The organism is Arthrobacter sp. AZCC_0090, from assembly GCF_014207375.1.
Taxonomy (GTDB): Bacteria; Actinomycetota; Actinomycetes; order Actinomycetales; family Micrococcaceae; genus Arthrobacter.
In genome coordinates this window covers 24,814-43,976 of sequence record NZ_JACHEE010000014.1, presented here as the reverse complement: position 1 = coordinate 43,976, position 19,163 = coordinate 24,814, and the positions used below count along the sequence as shown (strand labels likewise).

Here is a 19,163-nt window from a genome sequence, read left to right as displayed (position 1 = left end):
TTGCTCCGTAACTGCCCTTCTGAAGGTTCAAAACGGCAGTTACGGAGCAATCGATGAATCTCGGAGGGCTAGCCGAAGTACTTCGGCAGGGTGGCCTCGTGGGCTTCGTTAAGAGCGTCCAGGGACAGCTCGTCCACGCCGTTGATCTCCAGCTTGCCGCCGGCGGCGTCGACGACGCCGATCCGGAGGTGGGCGAAGCCGCGGGCGGTGCACATGTCCTTGAAGCGGACTTCCTCGGAGCGCGGAACGGACACGATTGCCCGGCCCTGTGACTCGGAGAACAGCGCCGTGAACAGGTCCACGCCGTCGCGCTCCACGAGTTCCTCCAGCGCAATCCGGGCGCCGACGCCGTAACGCAGCGAGGACTCCACCAGTGCGGCAGCGAGGCCGCCCTCGGAGAGGTCGTGTGCGGCGTCGATCATGCCATCCCGCGAAGCGTTGATGAGGATTTCGCCCAGCTGGCGCTCGATGGACAGGTCAACCTTCGGCGGCAAACCACCGAGGTGTCCGCGCAGGTTGGACCACTCCGAACCGTCCAGCTCCGCAGCCGTGGTGCCTAGCAGGTAGATGGCCTGGCCGTCTTCCTTCCAGCCGGACGGGGTGCGGCGCGCGACGTCGTCGAGCTTGCCCAGCACTGCCACCACCGGCGAGGGGTGGATCGGGACGGTACCTGTCTGGTTGTACAGCGAGACGTTGCCGCCAGTGACCGGGACACCGAGCTCCATGCAGGCGTCGGACAGGCCACGAATGGCCTCGGCCAGTTGCCACATGACATCGGGGTCCTCGGGGGAGCCGAAGTTCAGGCAGTCGCTGACAGCCATCGGGACCGCGCCGGAGGTGGCGACGTTGCGGTACGCCTCGGCCAGTGCCAGCTGCGCGCCGTGGTACGGATCGAGGTAGGTGTAGCGGCCGTTGGCGTCGGTGGCCAGGGCCACGCCAAGGCCGGTTTCCTCGTCCACGCGGACCACTCCGGCGTCGTCCGGGAACGCCATGGCGGTGTTGCCGCCGACGTAGCGGTCGTACTGCTTGGTGATCCAGGCCTTGCTGCACATGTTCGGCGAAGCAATGAGCTCTGTGATGGCGGCGGCCAGTTCCCCGGAGGACGAGGGACGGCCGGCGTCCTGCACGGAACCCGTGAAGGTATCGGCCTGCACGGAATCCTGCCATGAGGGGCGTGCGAACGGGCGGTCGTAGACCGGACCGTCGTGGGCAACGGTGCGCGGGTCGACGTCGACAATGACTTCGCCTTCCCACGTGATGATCAGGCGGCCGGTATCGGTCACCTCGCCCAGCCAGGAGTATTCCACCGCCCACTTGTCCATGACCGCTTCGAAAGCGGCAATGTTCTCGGGCGTGACCACAGCCATCATGCGTTCCTGCGACTCGGACATCAGGATTTCGCCCGGGGTCAGTGTGGGGTCGCGCAGCAGCACCGAGGTCAGTTCAACCTGCATGCCGCCGTCGCCGTTGGAAGCGAGTTCAGACGTTGCACAGGAGATGCCCGCGGCGCCGAGGTCCTGGATACCCTCAACCAGCGAACCCTTGAAGAGTTCCAGGCAGCACTCGATGAGCACCTTTTCTGCGAACGGGTCGCCAACCTGGACAGCGGGGCGCTTGGAAGGCTTGGTGTCATCGAAGGACTCCGAAGCCAGCACCGAGGCGCCGCCAATGCCGTCGCCACCGGTGCGTGCACCGAACAACACAACCTTGTTGCCCTTGCCGGAGGCGTTGGCCAGGCGGATGTCCTCGTGGCGCATGACGCCGACTGCCAGTGCGTTGACCAGCGGGTTGCCCTGGTACACGGAGTCGAACACCATTTCGCCGCCGATGTTCGGCAGGCCAAGCGAGTTGCCGTAGCCACCGATGCCGGCCACGGCGCCGTGCATGACGCGGGCCGTGTCCGGGTGGTCGATCGCACCGAAACGCAGCGGATCCATCACGGCCACCGGGCGGGCGCCCATGGAGATGATGTCGCGGACAATGCCGCCAATGCCGGTTGCGGCACCCTGGTAGGGCTCCACGAACGACGGCGAGTTGTGGGACTCGATCTTGAACGTCACGGCCCAGCCGTCGCCCAGGTTGGTGACGCCGGCGTTTTCGCCGATGCCCACCAGCATGTCCTTCTTCATCTCCTCGGTCACCTTTTCGCCGAACTGGCGCAGGTGGTTCTTCGAGGACTTGTAGGAGCAGTGCTCGCTCCACATGACGGAGTACATGGCGAGCTCGGCGCCGGTGGGGCGGCGGCCCAGGACCTTCACGACCTCGTCGAACTCGTTCTCCTTCAGGCCGAGTTCGGCCCAGGGGAGTTCGGTGTCCGGGGTCTTCGCCGCGTTCTCGACGGTGTCGATGTTGAACTTCTTGCCAACGGTTTCAGCAGAGGTAGTCACTGTGTGCCTCCCACGATCTTGTTCAGGACGGAGGTGAAGAAGCCCAAGCCATCCGTGCCGGCGTTGGACTCCGGACCGAATCCGGGCTCTACCGCGTGCTCCGGGTGCGGCATGAGGCCCACCACGTTGCCAGCGGCGTTGCTGATGCCGGCGATGTCGCGGCGGGAGCCGTTCGGATTCCAACCGACGTAGCGGAACACCACGCGATCCTCGGCCTCAAGGGCGTCCAGGGTCTTCTCGTCGGCGATGTACTGGCCGTCCTGGTTCTTCAGTGGAACCGTGATTTCCTGGCCGGCCTCGTAGTCCGAGGTCCAGAAGGTGGTGTTGTTCTCCACGCGCAGTACCTGGTCGCGGCACAAGAACTTCAAGTGGTCGTTCTTGATCATGGAGCCGGGGAGCAGGTGCGACTCGGTCAGGATCTGGAAGCCATTGCAAATACCCAACACGGGCAGCTTGGCGTCGCTGTTGGCAGCATCGATGATGCGGGACATCAGCGGAGCGAAGCGCGAAATCGCGCCGGCACGCAGGTAGTCACCGTAGGAGAAACCGCCCGGGATGACGACGGCGTCCACGTCGGCCAGGTGAGTGTCGGCATGCCATAGTGCGACGGCGGTGCCGCCTGCCATGCGTACCGCACGGGCGGCGTCGCGGTCGTCGAGCGTTCCGGGGAAGGTGACGACGCCGATCTTGGCCCCGCTCAATTGGGGTTCGACGGCCACAGGGGCTCCGCCGATCAAAGGAAGTTCAGTCATGTCAGGCCTCGACGACCTCGACGTTGACGACGTCTTCGATCACCGGGTTGGACAGGAGGGTCTCGGCGGCTTCGCGGGCCTGGGCGAGGATGGCGTCGGTCACCTCGCCATCGACGGTCAGTTCGAAGCGCTTGCCCTGGCGGACTGCGCTAAAGCTGGTGAAGCCGAGGCGTGGCAGCGCGCCCACGATGGCCTTCCCCTGCGGGTCCAGAATCTCGGGCTTGGGCATGACGTCGACGACGATCCGGGGCATCCGGTAACTCCTGTGCGTGAGCGTTGGTTAAACCTTGGTTAAAGGCTGCCGCGGAGTGGTGCCGTCTCACGCCGGAACCGCATCCAACAGAGTTCACGACAGTGTTTGGATGCAGTGTCTTACGGAATAAGGGGGGCGCTCCGCGAGCTTGCATGCCCATTCTACCGGCCAAATAGCCACATACCCTATTTGCGGGAGATCGGTGAAGAGGCCCCGCAAGCCGCGCCAATTGGCGGCGGCAGCCCGCCGTCGTCGGGAGTTTGTCAATGCCCGACGGTGGCTCCGGGCACTGAACGACGGCGGCTCTGGCCGGGGGTGGTTTGCGTCATTAGGATTGCCGCATGGCTGAGAACGCTAAGTCGATGGTTTTGCCCGTGGTCCTTGCCGCTGTGTTTGCCGGCCTGGGGAGGATGGTTTTCCAAAGGATCATGGCAGACCGGGCTGCCCGGGAAAACCGCATTTCGGTCCCGCCGGATGCTTCAACAAGGGCCAGAATCAGCGACGCCCTGCGGGGGATCCCGTCTTAGCGCGGCCCGTCCGCTGACACGACACCGGCGCAATAGGGCGCAATAGGGTACGCACAAATGCGCTAATCTTCCGGGTTCAAGGCGTGTATTCGGGAGTAGCTTGGAATTGCCGTCGAGGAATTTCCGCATCCAAGCAGGAGGAGCAATGACCGAACACGTCGCCGAAGTGTCCGCATGCAGCGTTGGCAGCTGCGGCTTCAACCATCATGGCTGTACCGCCTTCGGGATCACGATTGGCGGAACCGCGGACCACGCATCCTGTGCCACCTTCATTGACACTACGCTCATGGGAGGGCTCCCCAAGGTCTTGGCGCATGTTGGTGCCTGCCAGCGCTCGGAATGCACGCACAACAACAACCTCATGTGCGAGGCCCACGACGTCCGGATCGGCCCCGGCGCCGAGGCGGCTGATTGCTTGACCTACGAACACGCCTGAGGCTTCCTCCACGCCGCCTTCGTCATTTTTATCTGAATATCCGCACAGCGGGCACGTCCCTCCCGACAGGGGCGTGCCCGCTGCTGTGTGCAGATGTATTCTGATGCCAAATGACATGACAAAAGACGCGAAATGTGTCCTATGTCATATTCGGCTATCGCTCTGTACTCTATGAATCGGCTGGACTTTACCTGATTACAAGAACTGTCAATCGGTGTCCACCCACAGTTGATTGATCTTGACATGACCACCACGATCGCCCGGAAAGGTGCAATCACTCGTGAATTCACAAGGAAAGAGCTTCATTGGAAGCGGGGGGCTTCGAAAAGCTGCGGCGTTAGCCGTCGGATTACCGGTTCTGCTCTCCTCCGTGGCGTTGACACCCGCTCAAGCCGCTCCCGCTTCCGGATCAACCGCCGCCGGATTAGCGGTTGCCCGGAATGTGGACCCCACGTCTTATCAGGACGGCCGTTACGTCGTGGTGCTGGCAGAGAAGCCAGCAGCCACTTACGACGGCGGAACGCCCGGTTATGTGGCCACCAAACCGCAAGCGGGCAAGAAGCTCGACGTCGGCAAGGCCGAAGTGAAGCAGTATCAGGCCCACTTGCAGCAGAAGCAGCAGGAAGTGGCCAAGCAGCAGAACGTGAGTATCAATCGCGACTACACCACAGCCATCAATGGCTTCAGCGCCACCCTTTCCGCGAACCAGGCTGTCAATCTCGCGAAGGACCCCCAGGTCCTCCTTGTAGCTCCGGACACCCAGTCGGCTCCTGACTACTCCACCACGGATTTCCTCAAGCTCAGCGGACCCGACGGACTGTGGAATACCCAGTTCGGTGGCCAGGACCAGGCCGGCAAGGGCACGGTGGTCGGTGTGATCGACACGGGCTACACGCCCACGAGCAAGTTCTTCGCCGGTGATCCCGTCCAGCCACTGGTAGGGGACCCCCAGGTAGGGGTCCCGTACCGCACGAGTGACGGCAAGATCGCCATGCTGAAGGCCAACGGAGACACCTTCGTGGGCGAATGCCAGAAGGGCACCGACACCGGAGCAGCCTTTGACGGCAGCGCCTGCAATTCCAAGGTGCTCAGCGCCCACTACTTCGCCGATGCCTTCCTGCAAACGGTTCCGCCAGCTCAACGGGCACTTCAGGAACAGATCTCGCCCATCGACGTCGTGAGCCACGGTACGCACACGGCTAGCACTGCCGCGGGCAATCCCGGTGTGGAGACGTTCGTGGGCGGCCGCAGCTTTGGCAAGACGAGCGGCATTGCACCGGCCGCCAAGCTCTCCATCTACAAGATCTGCTGGGAAGACACCGACCCCAACACGGGAGGCTGCTACAGCTCCGCGGCCATTGCTGCCATTGATCAGGCCATTGCAGACGGCGTGGACGTTCTCAACTACTCCATCTCCGGCGCTACGGACACCACCACCGATCCCGTCTCGCTGGCGTTCCTCTCTGCCGCTTCGGCCGGCATCTTTGTCGCCGCCTCAGCAGGCAACTCCGGGCCGCAAGCCAGCACGGTCAACCACGGCGCGCCCTGGATGACCACGGTTGCCGCTTCTTCCTTCTCCCAGGAGCTGCAGGGAACGGTTGAATTCTCCGACGGCAGCAAGTTCCGCGGAGCCAGCATCATGAACCACCAGGTGAGCGGGGCCGACGTCGTGCTCTCCGCAAATGCTCCCTCAGGCACCGGTAACGCCGCACTCTGTGCGCCGGGTTCCCTGGACCCGGCGAAGATCGCGGGCAAGGTAGTGGTGTGTGACCGTGGCGTGGTTGACCGCGTCGCCAAGAGCGCCGAGGTGCTCCGTGGCGGCGGTGTGGGCATGATCCTCGTGAACCTCACCAGTTCCTCCTTGGACACGGACAAGCACGCAGTGCCCACCGTCCACGTGAATCCGCCGGCCTCGCAGGCCATCAAGGACAAGGTTGCGGCCAACCCTGGAATTACTGTTTCCCTGGTTGACCATGACACCACCGGGCTTCCGCTCGAGGCGCAGCCGCAGATCGCCGGATTCTCCTCCCGCGGCCCGCTCCTCGCCACCGATTCGGATCTACTCAAACCGGACGTTTCGGCTCCCGGCGTTGCTGTCCTGGCCGGGGTTTCGCCCATTGGCAGCAAGGGTGATGAGTACGGATTCATGTCCGGTACGTCCATGGCGTCCCCGCACATCGCAGGTTTCGGAGCTTTGATCCTGGCGAAGAATCCCACGTGGTCCCCGGCCGCAGTCAAATCAGCCATGATGACGACGGCGAGTGACGTCAAGCTGGCCGATGGAACCAAGAACCGGGATGTCTTCGCTACTGGCGCAGGAGAGATGAACCCGGCCAGCGTGCTGGATCCAGGCCTCGTTTACGACGCCGGAACCGAGGACTACCTGAAGTTCATCCAGGGCACCGGCGTCGATCTCGGCATACCGGGCCTTGGTTCCACCCTGCCGCGCGACATGAACCTTCCGTCGTTCGCCCTCGGAAACCTGGCAGGCAAGATCGAGGTCACGCGTACTGTCACGGCCTTGACCCCGGGCCTGTACCGGGCCACGGTCAATGTCCCTGGCGTTGACGTCAAGGTCACGCCATCCGTGCTGAATTTCAACTCGGTCGGCCAGAAGAAGACCTTCAAAGTGACCTTCGAAAACAAGAGTGCAGCCCTGGGTACATTCGCCATGGGTTCGCTGAAGTGGGAAGGCGCCAACAAGTCGGTGGTCTCTCCGATTGCGGTCCGTCCGCAGTCGGTGCTGGCCTCCAAGAGCGTCGGCTTCACGTCCCAGCAAGCGAGTGGTTCCGCCGACATCAACATCATCTCCGGTACCGACTCACCCACGGCTGTGACCATTGACGGTCTCTCGAAGGCCGATTCCTCGGCCGCCGAGCTTATTCCAGGTCCTGTGGCTATGCAAAGCGACGCCTCGAACTTCGTCACGACCGCCAAGGTTGTCCCTGGAACTCCATTCGCGAAGTTCTCGGTGATCTCCTCCGATCCCACCGCGGATTTTGATCTCTATGTGATTTCACCCTCGCATCAGCTGCTGACCGCTGCCACACCCAGTGCCAGTGAATCGCTCTCCCTCGACAACCCGGAGCCCGGGACGTACACCATCATCGCGAACCTGTATGCCAGCCCCAACAACCGGCCCACCAAGGCCACCGTTGATGCCGCCATCCTCGACGCGAAACTGGGCAAGCCCACGGTCACGCCTAACCCGATCCAGCTGCGAAACGGCAAGGCCGGGAAACTCTCCTTTGCCTGGAGCGATTTGACCCCTGGCTCCTACATCGGTCGGCTGACGTTTGCCGGCACCAGCGCACCCACCTTCGTGTCCGTCCTGGTCTCGACGAATGGCACCGTATCCGTGGTGCCGAAGGATGATCAAGAGGGCGAGCACGGCAAGAGCAAGCTGCGGAATGAGGACGAGGATCAGTCGAATAACGCCCGTTGATGCGGCAATGATGCTCTGACACATCTGCTTGATAGATAGGCCAGAAAGCGGCCGGCGGGATATCCCGCCGGCCGCTTCTTTTTATTCGACAGACGCTCGCTCACCTTTATGGTCGAAATCCAAGACGCTCGCTCACCTTTGAGCCCAAACGATCGAACGCTCCTGCAAATGATCCGGCGGAGGGTTGGGTTGGGGGCGTTATTTCTGCAGGAGCGTTCCGGTTTTGTTCCCTGTATGTGAGTGAGCGTTGGGTTGGGGGCCGTCATATGTGAGCGAGCGTCGGGTTTGGGTTCTGCCTAGGTGTTTCCCGTGGATCCGGAGATGCCGCCGAGGAGTGCGGCCATGGTGCGCCAGCGGGCGATCTCGCAGCCGTCCGTCCGGCTGAAACGGCTGTTGACGTCGCGTCCGCGGAACCGGCCCGTCACTACAGCCACCTGTGGACCACCGTATTGCTGAGTGCAAATCCGGTCCGGCCGCGGAACGGGGAAGAAGATCTCTTCGCCGAATTGCTCGACGGCGGCCAGCGCCGCGCGGGCGTCCGGAAGGGTTGAGCCTTCGGAGACTTCGCCGCCCGAGCCGAGCAGGACGAACTCGTGATCCGTAGCGCCAGGCGCCTCTGCCAGCGTGATGGTGAGTTCGACGTCGTACTTTCCATTGCTTGAAGTCATGAGTTTCCTTTGTGGGGTGCCGGTACCAGGAGTTCCAGAAGCGGCCGAACTTCCTCCAAGACCCGCGCGCGGAGCTCCTGGGCTTCGGCGGCGAATGCCCGCTGATACTCAACGTACTCGGCCTTGCCCTGCGGTGTCTCGATCCTGATGGCCGGATAGCCCCATTCTTCAAGGTCGTAGGGCGAGGCCTGCATGTCCATGGCCCGGATCCGCCAGGACAGTTCGAAGCAATCCATCATCAGCTCGCTGGGCAGCGCCGGGGTCAGCTTGTATGCCCACTTGTAGAGGTCCATGTTGGCGTGCAGGCAACCTGGTTGCTCCATGGTCCGCTGGGTTTGCCGCGTGGGGGTGAGTTCGTTGAGCGGGGTGGCGTCCGGAGTATAGAAGCGGAAGGCGTCGAAGTGCGAGCAGCGGATCCGGTTGTCTTCCACCACGGCGTCCGTGCCTTCGGAGCCGAGCCGCAGCTTGAGGTATTCGTGACGAAGGTGGAATTTGTCCTGGCGGTAGACCATGGCCCACTCGTGCAGGCCGAAGCAGCCAAACTGGGCGGGCCGCGCGACGGTCCCCGCCAGGATGATGCCCGCGAAGCGGACGGCCTCGGTGCGGTCGGCTACGAACCGGCTGCGATCGAAGGTGACCGCGACGGTGCCGGCAGGCAGTCCCGCGGAGGCCAGCGCGCCGTCGTCGAGCACTCGGTAGTACTTCCACCCGGTCCGCTCCGCCGCTTTGGGGCCGGAGAGGACGACGCCGTCACCCGGGTGCCAGCGCAGCAGCTGCCCTGGCTTCTGCGTGTAGTAGGTGAAGAGGAAATCTTCCACCGGATGCTTCTGGCCTGCGGAGCGCCGGGCCAAGTACGGCTTGGCGTAGCGCTCAACGCGGGCATGGTGGGCAGCCTCCAGCGCAAGCCATTTCTCTTGCGGGAGGTGCGCTTGCCTAGGCTCCGGCACCGCTGGAACCCAGGATGTCGGCGACTGCGGCCCATGCGGCGATTTCGCAGCCGTCGGTGAGTTTGTAGGAGGAATCGACGCCCACGCCATCCACTGCCCCGGTGACTGTTGCCGTCTGGGGGCCACCGTAGCGCTGGCTGCAGACTTGGTCGCTAGGGCGTGGCGAGCGCGTGAGGAGGGCAGGGTTCTTCTTCAGGGCCGCGCACGCTGCGGCGGCGGTGTGGTGGTGGCTTTCGGCCGCGGGGACGCCACTGGTGCAGACGAGCGTGTAGCTTTCCGGAGCTGCTGTGGGGGAGGGCTTGACGATGATGGAAAGCTCGGCATCTCCATGGCCGGGAGAGGTGGGTGTGCCCGGGGTGAAGGAAGGGGCCGGTTTGGGGGATTCAGTCTCGTCCGGGAGGAGTCCAGTGGGACTGGGCGACGGCGTGGAGGACGCGCTGCTGGCAGGGGCCGAGCTGCTGGGCGAGCCGCCCCCGGTGCCCGGCGTGCAAGCGGCGAGCCCCGCGACGGCGAGGACAGCCAGAACGTACCGGACTATTCGCAAACGCATGGGATCTCCTTGGTTCCTGCCAGTTTATCGCCCGGCGGACGCTCCGGGGAGTTGAGTGGCCGCGATGAGCCCGGTCATGGCCCGGTGCAGTTCCGCTACTTCGGCCCGCGTGAGGTGGAGCCGCTCCATAATGGTTCCCGGCACTGCGGTTGCCTGCTGCCTGAGGGCGGACCCGGCTTCAGTCAGGGTGATGGCGAGGGCGCGCTCGTTTCCGTGGATGCGGTTGCGGGTCACGAAGCCTGCTTCCTCAAGCCGGCGCAGGAGGGGGGAGAGGGTGGCCGGCTCGTGCAGGAGTGCCTCGCTGATGTCCTTGAGCGTACGTGGACTGCGTTCCCACAGAGCCAGCATCACGAGGTATTGCGGATGGGTCAGACCCATCTTTTCGAGCACCGGCTTGTAGACGCCCACCACGCTTCGCGATGCCACCGTCAGGGCAAAGCACAATTGACGCTCCAGCAACAGGTCATCGTCGGGCGGCGTGGCGGTTTCGGGGGCAACGGGTGTGCCGGCGGCAACCATGGCTTGCTCCATTCTGTGTCGGGCGTTGTTTCTGTTCTGGGTGTCCGGACCGGCCGGCGACCGGGGACGTGGCCGTTCTCTTCTAATAATTAGTGCACTAATTGTTAGTGTACTCTTAAGTCACAACATCCTTTGAGAGAGGGTAGACCAGGTGGCCAAAGAGACCATGACCCAGAAATTCATGCGTGCAACGGGCAAGCTGCGGATCATTTTCGGGCCGGCGCACAGCAGTTCCCTGGACCACGAAATGACCGAGGAGAACCGGCTCCTCCTCATCCGGCGCCAGGCCGAAGCGCAGCAATGGGAGACCATCCGCAGGCCCGACGGCAGCACCTACGTAGTCCCCAAGAACCCCGACGACAAGTCCCTCCGCTGACCTCCGCCCGGGCCTTTTACGGGTTCCGGGCGTAAAATTGGCCTCACTGGAACCACTCAGCTCCAACCGTACGGCTGGACCTCGCAGCGGGGAAGGAGGTGGGAATTGTGGGACATGCACTCGATAGCTTTATGAAGGTGACCGATCGACTGCGTTTCTGGTTCGGCCCGGCGACCCGGGGCGACATTGATACGCCCGTAGTCCACAAGCATGACGACTTCGAAAAGGCGTCGGAGCAAGACCTGGGGCATTTCGTCGTCGAAACAGATGACGAAGGCCACCACTACGGAGTCCGCAAGGAAGACGCCTGAGGCCTCGTTGCGGCTCGAAAGCCGCAGGAAAGAAAAAGAACCGGAGCGTGAGCCCCGGTTCTTTCACGTTTTAAGCAATCCAGATCCCGACGGCGGGTGCCTAACGGCGGCGTTCGGCTAGCGGCCGGTGCCGCCGTAGACGGTAGCCTCGGCTTCGCCGTCGAGCTCGAAGGCTTTGTGGATGGCCCGCACGGCGTCATCCAGCAGATCAGCATGCGTGACCACGGAGATGCGGATTTCCGAAGTGGAGATCATGTTGATGTTGATGCCCGCGTCCGAAAGCGCCTTGAAGAACGTGGCGGAGACGCCCGGGTGCGAACGCATGCCGGCGCCGATCAGGGAGAGCTTGCCGACGTTTTCGTTGTATTCGATGCTTTCGAAGCCGATTTCCGGCTGCGCCGCACGGAGTGCGGTGAGGGCGACCGCGCCTTCCACGATGGGCAGCGTGAAGGAAATGTCCGTGCGGCCGGTGCCGTGAGTGGACACGTTCTGAACAATCATGTCGATGTTCGAGTGTGCCTTGGCGATGACCTGGAAAATCGCGGCGGCCTTGCCGGGGATATCCGGGACGCCCACTACGGTGACCTTGGCTTCTGAACGGTCGTGTGCAACGCCGGAGATGATTGGCTGCTCCAAGGCAACTCCCTCTTGAATCGTGATCTTGTCATCGGCGCTGGGCAGGACCCAGGTGCCTTCGTTCTGGCTGAATGAGGAACGGACGTGCAGGGGTACGCCAAAGCGGCGGGCGTACTCCACGCAACGCAAGTGCAGGATCTTGGCACCAGACGCTGCCAATTCCAGCATTTCCTCGCTGGAGATACGGTCGATCTTTTGGGCGGTGGAGACCACTCGCGGGTCGGCTGTATAGATACCGTCGACGTCTGTGTAGATCTCGCAGACGTCGGCTTCAAGCGCAGCTGCGAGAGCCACCGCAGTGGTGTCGGATCCGCCGCGGCCAAGGGTGGTGATCTCCTTGGTGCTGTGGCTCATGCCCTGGAAACCGGCAACGATAGCGATGTGTCCCTTGTCCAGGGCAGTGCGGATACGGTGGGGATCGACGTCGATAATGCGGGCCTTGCCGTGGATACCGTCCGTGATCATGCCGGCCTGCGAGCCCGTGAACGACTGCGCGGAGGCGCCGAACTTGTTGATCGCCATGGCGAGCAGGGCCATGGAGATGCGCTCGCCTGCGGAGAGGAGCATGTCCATTTCGCGGGCGGGAGCCGAATCGGTGACCTGGGCGGCGAGGTCAAGGAGCTCGTCCGTGGTGTCTCCCATGGCCGAAACCACCACAACAACCTCGTTGCCGGCCTTTTGCGCGTCAACCACGCGGCGGGCAACACGCTTGATGCCTTCGGCGTCGGACACCGAGGAGCCACCGAACTTCTGCACGATCAACTGCTTTGTGATGGCAGTCTGAGCGGACAGGTCTTCGGTTTTCACATCGGTAGTGGGCAAACTCATGCGCGCACCCTCACTGCATCAATTGGGGATCATACGTTGCTTGGCCAGATAACGGCACGGCTACGTAGCTTATTTGGCCAGTTTATCGCCGGGTGCCGCGGGCAGGGGAATTGTGACCAAATCTCGGCCTTGGGGTGGATGTTCGGCCGTTTCCGCGTGGCGTACGATCAAGAAATACGCAGGCCTGAGGGCATGTGGGCTCGCAGGAAGTCAGCGTACTTGGTCTGTTTGGGGGAAACAGGTGAGTAGAGCATGTCCATAGCTGAAAGTTCAAACGTCCCGGGCGGTGGTGCCCTCGGCGTATCCGCGGAAGGCGTCTCACGCCGCTTCGGTACGGTCCATGCAGTGGAACACATTGATTTCCACGCGCCGGCAGGGAAGGTCACGGCACTCATCGGTCCCAACGGAGCCGGCAAGACGACGCTCCTACTCATGCTGGCCTCACTTCTCCGGCCCGACTCCGGGACCATCCGGATCGATGGCCTGGATCCACTCCGGGACAGTGCCGCCGTGCGGCTTCGGATCGGCTGGATGCCAGACACCCTGGGGGTATGGGAGTCCTTGACTGCGCGGGAAATCCTGGTCCAGATGGCACATTTCTACCGTCTGCCCCAAGCTGGTATTGGCCAGCGTGTTGACGAACTGCTCGAACTCGTCCGCTTGGATGCGCTTGCCGACCAGCCCGCACGGGTTCTTTCCCGGGGTCAACAGCAGCGGCTGAGCTTGGCCCGGGCCCTCATCCACGATCCCTCCGTGCTCCTGCTCGACGAGCCAGCTTCCGGCCTTGATCCGGGATCCAGGGTGGAGCTTCGGAACCTGCTGCGCAGCCTCGCGGGAGCCGGTAAAGCCGTGGTAGTTTCCTCCCACGTCCTGAGTGAGCTCGATGAAATCGCGGACGGTGCGGTGTTCGTCAACCAAGGCCGCACCGTGAAACAGCAGACCCTCGAGGAGGCGGCTCGGCAAGGCCGCCGCTACGCGATCACGGCCCTCGACAACCAGGCACTCGCGGTAAAGCTTGGAGAACTGGGCCTGGAATATCGCGTGGAGGCAGGCCTCCGTCCGTCGGTCACCTTGCTGTTGACGCACGACGACGGCGCTGCCGCCCTCCTCCGGGAACTCGTCACGGCGGGCATCGGGGTAGTTTCCTTCGCCCCGGCTGCGGGCGCCCTCGAAGAGACCTACATGAACTTGGAAACGGAGAGGCGATGAGCAACGTGACAGAAGCCGTGCCCAGTCCGGGACCGCAAGGAAGTCCAGCGGGACCGCGAGGAACTACGGGCGGTTGGAACGCCGTCGTCGGCTATCTTCGCGGGATCCGCGACGTTGTGGTCCTGGAGATGAAGCAACGGCTGCGTTCCCGCGGCTGGTACATCATGTTGGGCATCTGGTTCGTGGTCATCGCCGTAGTAACCTGGCTGACCTGGCTCGCCTGGAACGCGACCATGGAAGCACGGCGTTCCGTCACGGCTATGTCCCCGCAGGACGGGGCGGGGTCCATGATCTTCGAAGTGGTGCTCGCTTTTGTGCTCCTGTTTGCCCTGCTTGTGGCGCCCGCGCTGTCCGCCCATGCCATCGACGGAGACCGTGCCGGGGGCACCCTCGCCATCCTGCAGATCACCTTGCTGACACCGGGCCAGATCCTGTGGGGCAAGTTCTGCGCGGGCTGGCTGGCAGCGCTCGCCTTCCTGGCCACCAGCGCACCGTTCCTGGTTTTCGGAATGTTCCAGGGCGGGCTGACCGTAGGGCATGTGGTGGTTTCCTTGGTGATGCTGGCGGTGGAACTAGCCGTTGTCTGCGGGATCGGGGTGGGAATTTCGGCACTTGCGGGTCGGCCGTTGTTCTCGATCGTGGTGACTTACCTGGCAGTTGCCGCGCTTGTGGTCGGCTCCCTGATCTCCTTCGGGCTGGGATCGCAACTTGCGCAGGGCACGGTGTTGGCCAACACGCCGCAAGCACGCTCCGTCTTGTATGCTCCCGCGCAGCCAAACCAACAAGGGCAGCCGACCGAACCCGTCCAACCGGGGTACACCTGCGGGGGTCCCTTGGTTGAGCACCCAGCACTCCGGACCGAACGCGTGGCCTGGATGCTCGCTTTGAACCCCTATGTGGTGGTGGCCGACGCCATTCCGTACCCAGACCGCAGTGGAAGTGCGTTCTACTCGGCCGGCATGATCGAAAGCATCAGCCAGGGTGCCAGGTCCGCGCTAGCTGGCCCGGACCACACCTATCTGTGCGCCAACGGAGTGCCCCAGCCGCAGTACCTCAAGCAGACGACGCCCCTGTGGCCGTTGGGGCTTGGCCTGCAGCTGGTGCTGACGGGGTTGCTCATGTGGCTCGGCTGGCGTTCATTGCGGACTCCGGCAGGCCGATTGCCCCGAGGCACCCGGATCGCTTAAGGCCGAGTGGCCTGGGTCCCTCGGCGGACCGGGCATTGGTTACATGAGCGCGTTGCGGCGGCCCTCGAAGGCCCTTCCGAGGGTGACTTCGTCCGCATATTCCAGATCTCCGCCCACCGGGAGGCCGGAGGCGAGCCTGGTGACGGTGATGCCGATCGACTTCAACATTCGGGCCAAGTAGGTGGCCGTCGCTTCGCCTTCAAGGTTGGGGTCGGTCGCGATGATGATTTCCTGGATAGCGCCATCGTTGAGCCGCGTAAGGAGTTCACGGATGCGCAATTGTTCGGGCCCGATGCCGGCGATCGGATTGATGGCTCCGCCCAGCACGTGATAGCGGCCGCGGAAGGACCTGGTCCGTTCGACGGCCAGGACGTCCTTGGACTCTTCGACCACGCAGATCACTGAGGGGTCGCGGCGCGGATCGCGGCAGATGTTGCACAGCTCTTGCTCGGTGACATTGCCGCAGACAGTGCAGAACTTCACGCGTTCCTTGACTGTGGTGATGGCCGCGACCAGCCGCTTCATGTCCTCGGGATCGGCCTCAAGGATGTGGAAGGCAAGACGCTGCGCCGATTTGGGCCCGACGCCGGGGAGCCGGCCGAGCTCGTCGATCAGCTCTTGTACTGCGCCTTCGTACACAATGTCCTCGTTCGTTCTATGCAGGCGCCTGTTGTTGTTCCGAGGCGTTGCGGTTTGGTGGCATCTTGACGAGATGCCGGAGAGCTCGCATGGTGTTCCGTGGGTTTCCCCCTTGGACACCGTGCGATTAACGCAAGATGTTGTTGGGTTCCGGCTGTTAGCGGCGCATCAGGGGAGTGCCGTCCAGCGACCTTTCTTCCAGTAGCTTCCCGCCCAGAATACGCTCGACGGCGGCGCGCCCAAAGACTCCCGACTCCTCGATCGTCTCGTCGTCGGCACTCGGGATATCCTCCACCACGACGCCGGGGGCGGCAGCAGCCCGTGCCGGTGCCTTCTCGCGCCCAGCCATGGCTTCCGGGCTGTTCGAAAGCCGCTGGTAGAGGCTCTGCTTCCCGGTTCCCGAAGGTGATGATGTTGGCGTGTGGGCAGTGGCTGGAGCCTGAGCCGTGGACTGTCCGAGTGCTACGGACGAACGCGCGGTTTCGACGCCGGACGTCGCGGCCGCCGTCGGTGCGCCCGCTTGCGACGCACCTGCTTGCGGTGCGCCCGCGCTGGGGCCGGTGGGCTGTGGTGCCGACCAAGTCGTTGACCAATCGGCCGCTGGCGCCAGGGCCGGTGCCGAAGCCTGCGGCTGGCTCGGAATCTGCGCGGCGGCGGGCTCATAGACGGGACCTGCGGTTGCTGCCCCGGATGAAGGGGTTTGCCGTTCAGGGCCGGCAGAACTGCCTGTATCCGCGGAACCCACGTTGGTTTCGGTGCCGACCACCCATGACCCGGGCGCGTGCTCGACGGCCTTGGACCAGGGATCTTCCAGGACCTTGGACTTCTTCTCCTGAGTTGCTTTGGACGAGTCCTTGCTCGTTGGGGCAGGGCTACCGGCGGTTGAGCCGTTCAGCCCGGATGCCGCGGCTGGCGACGCGGCGTCCTGCGGAGCAGCGGCTTGGGGCGCGGCAGCTTGCGGCGTGGCGGTCCCCGCAGGCACCGCGGCGAAGCCCGGGGGAGCCGACGGCACCCAATCCATGGGCGGCTCTTCGTCGAGCGGGGGAGCGTCTTCGTCCCGCGGGGGACCCCAGTCATCGTCCGAATACGAGTAGTCCGCGCCCGGGTCGGTGCTTGGGGCCGCGGGTGCCGCTGTTGCCGAAGCCAGCGCGGTCGCTGCGGCCGACGCCATGGCTGCCACCGCGGCCGGGCCCTGTGCGGCGGAAACGGGTTGGTTGGCCGAAGCTACGTCTGGCGCTTGAGCAGGAGCTGACCCCTGGACCTGTTCGAACTCCCTGCCAATGGCCGAAGGAGCCTGCGCCGACGTTTCCGGTGCCGGTGGTGCCTGCTCTGCCGGGGCCGGTGCGGGCGCCAGGCCCGGTGCCGCGTCAACCGCGGCTGTTTCAGGGGCGGCAGCGGTGATTTGTGCCGCAGGGGCAAGTCCCCAGGCGCTGTCTACCGCAGACGACACTGTTGGAGGGGCGTTCCCGTTTTGAGGGGACGCCGGTTCAGCCGGTGCTTTTGGGTTTGGCTCAGAGCTACCTGAGCTGTTGCCGCCGACGACCGACGTGATTTGGCAGTCGATGCCGATCGTCTTGTGGATGGCTTGGCGAAGGTTCTCGGCATGGTCCGCCCGGCTAAAGGCGCTGGCAAGGCCGTCAGTGCTGAACGCCAGAGTCAGAAGTTGGCCATCGAATTGCGCCACCTGCGCGTTGGCTCCGACCAAAGCCCAGCTGCTGCGCTTGATCTTGGTCAGCGTCTGGAGAATCTCTGGCCAAGCGCGACGGATGACCTCGACGTCGGCACCACCGGCAGCGGACCGAGATTGCTGTGCGGACACCGGCGGTTGTGCGGGCGCCGGCGGTTGTGCGGGAGCTTGGGCTGGCGCGGATGCCGGGGTTGCTGCGAGAGCCTGGGCAGCTGCCTGCTCTTCAGGAACCGCGGCGGACGCTGGCGAATGGGTGGCGGGTTCGGCTCCGGGACGGCTGGCCGGTGGCCGGGCCTCATCCACGGGCCAGTCATTGGTAGACACACGAGGCGGTGTCAACTGGCCTCTGGACGGGGTTTCAGAGCCGGGCGGGGTTTCAGAAACGGACGGGGTTTCAGACATGAATGAGGTGCCAGATAACGGCGGGGCGTCGGAAACCGGAGCCTGTGCGACCGCAGGCACACCGGACACTGGTGAGGCGGAAGCGGTACTGGGAGCCGCCGTCGGGCGTTCCACTGGCTGTTCCGCGGGGCGGGCAGTCGGGGCCACGGCTGCGGGGGGAACCGCGGAAACGGCAGACGAACCTTGGGCTTCCGCCGGGGCAAGCGCTCCGCCGTAATTGAGGCGGCGTTCGACGCGATCGATCCGGGCCGCGATGCCGCGTTCGGTCTGCTCGGAACTGGGCAGCAGAATCCTGGCACAGAGCAGTTCCAGATGCAGCCGGGGCGAGGTGGCGCCCGTCATTTCAGTGAGTGCGGTATTGGTGACATCGGCGGCACGGGAGAGCTCAGCGGCACCGAGATTGTTGGCTTGGCTGCGCATGCGGGCGATCTGGTCCGCCGGCATGCCGCGGAGGATGGCTTGGGCGCTCTCCGGCATGGCCTGGACGATGATGAGGTCGCGGAATCGCTCCAGCAGGTCCTCGACGAAGCGGCGGGGATCGTGCCCTGTTTGGATGACCCGGTCCACGGCGCGGAAGACGGTGGCGGAATCGGACGCGGCGATTGCCTCGACGACGTCGTCGAGCAGCGAAGCGTGCGTGTATCCGAGCAGCGCGACGGCGAGCTCGTAGTCCAGGCCGTTGGGTCCGGCGCCGGCCATGAGCTGGTCAAGTACGGAAAGGGAGTCTCGCACGGAGCCGCCGCCAGCGCGGATGACGAGCGAGAGCACGCCCGGAGCCACAGGGACCTTTTCCTGCTGGCAGAGAAGCTCTAGGTATTGCATCAGGGGCTCGGGCGGCACCAGCCGGAAAGGGTAGTGGTGCGTGCGGGAGCGGATGGTGCCAATGACCTTGTCCGGCTCCGTGGTGGCAAAGATGAACTTGATGTGTTCCGGCGGTTCTTCGACGATCTTCAGGAGCGCATTGAAGCCAGCAGAGGTGACCATGTGGGCTTCGTCAATAATGAAGATCTTGTAGCGGTCCCGGACCGGGGCGAAGGTGGCGCGCTCGCGGAGATCACGGGCATCGTCCACGCCACCGTGGCTAGCGGCGTCGATCTCGATGACATCAAGGGATCCGGAGCCGCCACGGGCCAACTCAACGCAGCTGTTGCATTTGCCGCAAGGTGTGTCAGTGGGGCCTTCGGCGCAGTTGAGGCAGCGGGCCAAGATGCGGGCAGACGTGGTCTTTCCGCAGCCGCGGGGACCGGAGAAGAGGTAGGCGTGGTTGACGCGGTTTTTGCGCAGGGCCGTCATGAGCGGCTCGGTGACGTGTTCCTGCCCGATAACGTCCGCAAAAGAATCCGGGCGATATCTGCGGTAAAGAGCAGTAGTAACAGTCACAGGGGAAACCTACCTATAGGGACT

General features: G+C 63.9%; 17 protein-coding genes. 7 read left to right on the top strand and 10 right to left on the bottom strand.

The features are described from left to right. Positions 1 to 68 precede the first annotated feature (68 nt). Genes purL through purS form a run of 3 tightly spaced genes read right to left on the bottom strand, consistent with a single transcriptional unit; the run spans position 69 to position 3,392 of the window. Entirely contained in the window at positions 69 to 2,387 is a 2,319-nt protein-coding gene (gene purL, locus HNP00_RS19375) for a phosphoribosylformylglycinamidine synthase subunit PurL (protein ID WP_184741349.1), read from the bottom strand. Continuing rightward, on the bottom strand, positions 2,384 to 3,139 hold the full coding sequence (gene purQ, locus HNP00_RS19370; protein ID WP_184741348.1) for a phosphoribosylformylglycinamidine synthase subunit PurQ: 756 nt from the start codon (positions 3,137 to 3,139) through the stop codon (positions 2,384 to 2,386). Before purQ ends, purL begins: the two co-directional genes overlap by 4 nt. A 1-nt stretch (position 3,140) precedes the next feature. Continuing rightward, positions 3,141 to 3,392 carry a phosphoribosylformylglycinamidine synthase subunit PurS gene (purS, locus tag HNP00_RS19365; protein ID WP_028265707.1) on the bottom strand — a complete coding sequence of 84 codons (252 nt, stop codon included), beginning with the start codon at positions 3,390 to 3,392 and terminating at the stop codon, positions 3,141 to 3,143. A gap of 341 nt (positions 3,393 to 3,733) precedes the next feature. Between purS and HNP00_RS19360 the strand changes: the two genes are divergently transcribed. From HNP00_RS19360 to HNP00_RS19350, 3 genes are all read left to right on the top strand, one after another. Then, the gene (locus HNP00_RS19360) at positions 3,734 to 3,919 is read left to right on the top strand and encodes a hypothetical protein (RefSeq protein WP_184741347.1); all 186 of its coding nucleotides are present in this window, start codon (positions 3,734 to 3,736) and stop codon (positions 3,917 to 3,919) included. Positions 3,920 to 4,064: 145 nt separating this feature from the next. Beyond that, positions 4,065 to 4,355 (top strand): DUF1540 domain-containing protein, encoded by a 291-nt coding sequence (locus tag HNP00_RS19355; protein WP_184741346.1) that lies wholly within the window; start codon positions 4,065 to 4,067, stop codon positions 4,353 to 4,355. A 370-nt stretch (positions 4,356 to 4,725) separates the two neighbouring features. Further along, positions 4,726 to 7,800: a S8 family serine peptidase gene (locus tag HNP00_RS19350; protein ID WP_311770622.1), complete on the top strand. Its 3,075-nt coding sequence runs from the start codon at positions 4,726 to 4,728 to the stop codon at positions 7,798 to 7,800. A 296-nt stretch (positions 7,801 to 8,096) separates the two neighbouring features. Here the strand turns inward: HNP00_RS19350 and HNP00_RS19345 are convergent, their stop codons facing one another. From HNP00_RS19345 to HNP00_RS19330, 4 genes are read right to left on the bottom strand one after another with little or no spacing between them, the layout of a single operon-like run. Then, positions 8,097 to 8,468: a serine protease inhibitor gene (locus tag HNP00_RS19345; protein ID WP_184741345.1), complete on the bottom strand. Its 372-nt coding sequence runs from the start codon at positions 8,466 to 8,468 to the stop codon at positions 8,097 to 8,099. Beyond that, a complete protein-coding gene (locus HNP00_RS19340; RefSeq protein WP_260405070.1) occupies positions 8,465 to 9,505 on the bottom strand; it encodes a 3-methyladenine DNA glycosylase in 1,041 nt (346 codons plus the stop codon). Before HNP00_RS19340 ends, HNP00_RS19345 begins: the two co-directional genes overlap by 4 nt. Beyond that, positions 9,402 to 9,965, bottom strand: a complete 564-nt coding sequence (locus HNP00_RS19335) for an SSI family serine proteinase inhibitor (protein ID WP_184741343.1) — start codon at positions 9,963 to 9,965, stop codon at positions 9,402 to 9,404. Before HNP00_RS19335 ends, HNP00_RS19340 begins: the two co-directional genes overlap by 104 nt. A 24-nt stretch (positions 9,966 to 9,989) precedes the next feature. Further along, a complete protein-coding gene (locus HNP00_RS19330) occupies positions 9,990 to 10,484 on the bottom strand; it encodes a MarR family winged helix-turn-helix transcriptional regulator (RefSeq protein WP_184741342.1) in 495 nt (164 codons plus the stop codon). Between the two features lie 166 nt (positions 10,485 to 10,650). Here HNP00_RS19330 and HNP00_RS19325 point away from each other — a divergent pair, with 166 nt between their 5' ends. Next, entirely contained in the window at positions 10,651 to 10,860 is a 210-nt protein-coding gene (locus HNP00_RS19325) for a hypothetical protein (protein ID WP_221451661.1), read from the top strand. Positions 10,861 to 10,991: 131 nt separating this feature from the next. Continuing rightward, positions 10,992 to 11,171, top strand: coding sequence for a hypothetical protein (locus HNP00_RS19320; RefSeq protein WP_184741429.1), 180 nt, complete (start codon positions 10,992 to 10,994; stop codon positions 11,169 to 11,171). Between the two features lie 117 nt (positions 11,172 to 11,288). Here HNP00_RS19320 and HNP00_RS19315 read toward each other — a convergent pair whose 3' ends face one another. Beyond that, positions 11,289 to 12,635, bottom strand: coding sequence for an aspartate kinase (locus HNP00_RS19315; RefSeq protein WP_184741340.1), 1,347 nt, complete (start codon positions 12,633 to 12,635; stop codon positions 11,289 to 11,291). Positions 12,636 to 12,887: 252 nt separating this feature from the next. Here HNP00_RS19315 and HNP00_RS19310 point away from each other — a divergent pair, with 252 nt between their 5' ends. Both HNP00_RS19310 and HNP00_RS19305 read left to right on the top strand, forming a co-directional pair. Continuing rightward, complete coding sequence (locus tag HNP00_RS19310) at positions 12,888 to 13,844, top strand: ABC transporter ATP-binding protein (protein WP_184741339.1); 957 nt, start codon at positions 12,888 to 12,890, stop codon at positions 13,842 to 13,844. Next, entirely contained in the window at positions 13,841 to 15,031 is a 1,191-nt protein-coding gene (locus HNP00_RS19305) for an ABC transporter permease (RefSeq protein ID WP_184741338.1), read from the top strand. Before HNP00_RS19310 ends, HNP00_RS19305 begins: the two co-directional genes overlap by 4 nt. 39 nt (positions 15,032 to 15,070) lie before the next feature. Here HNP00_RS19305 and recR read toward each other — a convergent pair whose 3' ends face one another. Further along, a complete protein-coding gene (gene recR / locus HNP00_RS19300) occupies positions 15,071 to 15,670 on the bottom strand; it encodes a recombination mediator RecR (RefSeq protein ID WP_028265726.1) in 600 nt (199 codons plus the stop codon). A 157-nt stretch (positions 15,671 to 15,827) separates the two neighbouring features. After that, positions 15,828 to 19,139: a DNA polymerase III subunit gamma and tau gene (locus HNP00_RS19295; protein ID WP_184741337.1), complete on the bottom strand. Its 3,312-nt coding sequence runs from the start codon at positions 19,137 to 19,139 to the stop codon at positions 15,828 to 15,830. Positions 19,140 to 19,163: the final 24 nt, after the last annotated feature.

Bases quoted from the DNA above. Each gene is read 5' to 3' on its own strand.
- purQ (WP_184741348.1), bottom strand. From the start codon at position 3,139: ATGACTGAACTTCCTTTGATCGGCGGAGCCCCTGTGGCCGTCGAACCC.
- purS (WP_028265707.1), bottom strand. From the start codon at position 3,392: ATGCCCCGGATCGTCGTCGACGTCATGCCCAAGCCCGAGATTCTGGAC.
- HNP00_RS19360 (WP_184741347.1), top strand. From the start codon at position 3,734: ATGGCTGAGAACGCTAAGTCGATGGTTTTGCCCGTGGTCCTTGCCGCT.
- HNP00_RS19355 (WP_184741346.1), top strand. From the start codon at position 4,065: ATGACCGAACACGTCGCCGAAGTGTCCGCATGCAGCGTTGGCAGCTGC.
- HNP00_RS19345 (WP_184741345.1), bottom strand. From the start codon at position 8,468: ATGACTTCAAGCAATGGAAAGTACGACGTCGAACTCACCATCACGCTG.
- HNP00_RS19340 (WP_260405070.1), bottom strand. From the start codon at position 9,505: ATGGCGTGGGCGTCGATTCCTCCTACAAACTCACCGACGGCTGCGAAA.
- HNP00_RS19335 (WP_184741343.1), bottom strand. From the start codon at position 9,965: ATGCGTTTGCGAATAGTCCGGTACGTTCTGGCTGTCCTCGCCGTCGCG.
- HNP00_RS19330 (WP_184741342.1), bottom strand. From the start codon at position 10,484: ATGGTTGCCGCCGGCACACCCGTTGCCCCCGAAACCGCCACGCCGCCC.
- HNP00_RS19325 (WP_221451661.1), top strand. From the start codon at position 10,651: ATGACCCAGAAATTCATGCGTGCAACGGGCAAGCTGCGGATCATTTTC.
- HNP00_RS19320 (WP_184741429.1), top strand. From the start codon at position 10,992: ATGAAGGTGACCGATCGACTGCGTTTCTGGTTCGGCCCGGCGACCCGG.
- HNP00_RS19315 (WP_184741340.1), bottom strand. From the start codon at position 12,635: ATGAGTTTGCCCACTACCGATGTGAAAACCGAAGACCTGTCCGCTCAG.
- HNP00_RS19310 (WP_184741339.1), top strand. From the start codon at position 12,888: ATGTCCATAGCTGAAAGTTCAAACGTCCCGGGCGGTGGTGCCCTCGGC.
- HNP00_RS19305 (WP_184741338.1), top strand. From the start codon at position 13,841: ATGAGCAACGTGACAGAAGCCGTGCCCAGTCCGGGACCGCAAGGAAGT.